This window comes from Neobacillus rhizophilus (assembly GCF_018343535.1).
GTDB classification, from domain to species: domain Bacteria; phylum Bacillota; class Bacilli; order Bacillales; family Cytobacillaceae; genus Neobacillus; species Neobacillus rhizophilus.
Genome location: NZ_JAGYPF010000015.1, coordinates 1 through 1,184 on the forward strand (window position 1 = coordinate 1; position 1,184 = coordinate 1,184).

General features: G+C 49.3%; 9 tRNA genes and 1 rRNA gene. All 10 read right to left on the minus strand.

Annotation, left to right across the window (positions count from 1 at the left end):
• Positions 1 to 71: 71 nt before the first annotated feature.
• The 10 genes from KHA99_RS30550 to rrf all read right to left on the minus strand — a co-directional run bounded on the left by KHA99_RS30550 (position 72) and on the right by rrf (position 1,078).
• Positions 72 to 147, minus strand: a tRNA-Ala gene (locus KHA99_RS30550).
• A 7-nt stretch (positions 148 to 154) separates the two neighbouring features.
• A tRNA-Pro gene (locus tag KHA99_RS30555) sits at positions 155 to 231 on the minus strand.
• Between the two features lie 15 nt (positions 232 to 246).
• Positions 247 to 323, minus strand: a tRNA-Arg gene (locus KHA99_RS30560).
• Between the two features lie 14 nt (positions 324 to 337).
• Positions 338 to 426: transfer RNA gene (locus KHA99_RS30565), tRNA-Leu, on the minus strand.
• 5 nt (positions 427 to 431) lie between these two features.
• Positions 432 to 506 (minus strand) — tRNA-Gly (locus KHA99_RS30570).
• 10 nt (positions 507 to 516) lie between these two features.
• Positions 517 to 601, minus strand: a tRNA-Leu gene (locus KHA99_RS30575).
• 9 nt (positions 602 to 610) lie between these two features.
• A tRNA-Lys gene (locus KHA99_RS30580) sits at positions 611 to 686 on the minus strand.
• Positions 687 to 790: 104 nt separating this feature from the next.
• Positions 791 to 866: transfer RNA gene (locus tag KHA99_RS30585), tRNA-Thr, on the minus strand.
• Between the two features lie 9 nt (positions 867 to 875).
• A tRNA-Val gene (locus KHA99_RS30590) sits at positions 876 to 951 on the minus strand.
• Between the two features lie 10 nt (positions 952 to 961).
• Positions 962 to 1,078, minus strand: a 5S ribosomal RNA gene (gene rrf, locus KHA99_RS30595).
• Between the last annotated feature and the right edge of the window lie 106 nt (positions 1,079 to 1,184).

Here is a 1,184-nt window from a genome sequence, read left to right on the forward strand (position 1 = left end):
CTGACGCCCAAAGGCAACTTTTATATATTAACAAAGCAAAACAACAATGTCAATATATTTTTTAAAATAATTGGTGGAGCCTAGCGGGATCGAACCGCTGACCTCCTGCGTGCAAAGCAGGCGCTCTCCCAGCTGAGCTAAGGCCCCGTTAAAATGGTCGGGAAAACAGGATTCGAACCTGCGACCCCTTGGTCCCAAACCAAGTGCTCTACCAAGCTGAGCTATTTCCCGTACTATTAAATTTGATGGCGCGCCCGACAGGAGTCGAACCCATAACCTTCTGATCCGTAGTCAGACGCTCTATCCAATTGAGCTACGGGCGCATTTTATATTTAAATGGTGCCGAGGACCGGAATCGAACCGGTACGGTAGTCACCTACCGCAGGATTTTAAGTCCTGTGCGTCTGCCAGTTCCGCCACCCCGGCAAATATGGAGCGGAAGACGGGATTCGAACCCGCGACCCCCACCTTGGCAAGGTGGTGTTCTACCACTGAACTACTTCCGCAATATTTAAATGGTGCGGGTGAAGGGAGTCGAACCCCCACGCCTTGCGGCGCCAGATCCTAAGTCTGGTGCGTCTGCCAATTCCGCCACACCCGCATATTAAAATGGTGAGCCATGAAGGACTCGAACCTTCGACCCTCTGATTAAAAGTCAGATGCTCTACCGACTGAGCTAATGGCTCAAAATAATAAAGTCTATCCAAAGACAACTTAGTTATTTCTGCTTAAAATCCCTTCGGGATTTCTCGCATGCTTCCGCTGATGTAACTCAAGGAAGTAAGAAGCATGGTGCCGGCTAAAGGACTTGAACCCTCAACCTACTGATTACAAGTCAGTTGCTCTACCAATTGAGCTAAGCCGGCATAATAATATGGTGGAGGATGACGGGATCGAACCGCCGACCCTCTGCTTGTAAGGCAGATGCTCTCCCAGCTGAGCTAATCCTCCATATATGATGGCCCGGCAGCGTCCTACTCTCACAGGGACTTGCGTCCCAACTACCATCGGCGCTGAGAAGCTTAACTTCCGTGTTCGGGATGGGAACGGGTGTGACCTTCTCGCCATTGCTACCGGACCTATTGAATTAGAGGTTTCATTCCCTCAAAACTAGATAATGCAGAAGAAGTTTAGTAAAAACGAGTTCGCCTTGCTTAATATGACTTGGTTAAGTCCTCGATCGA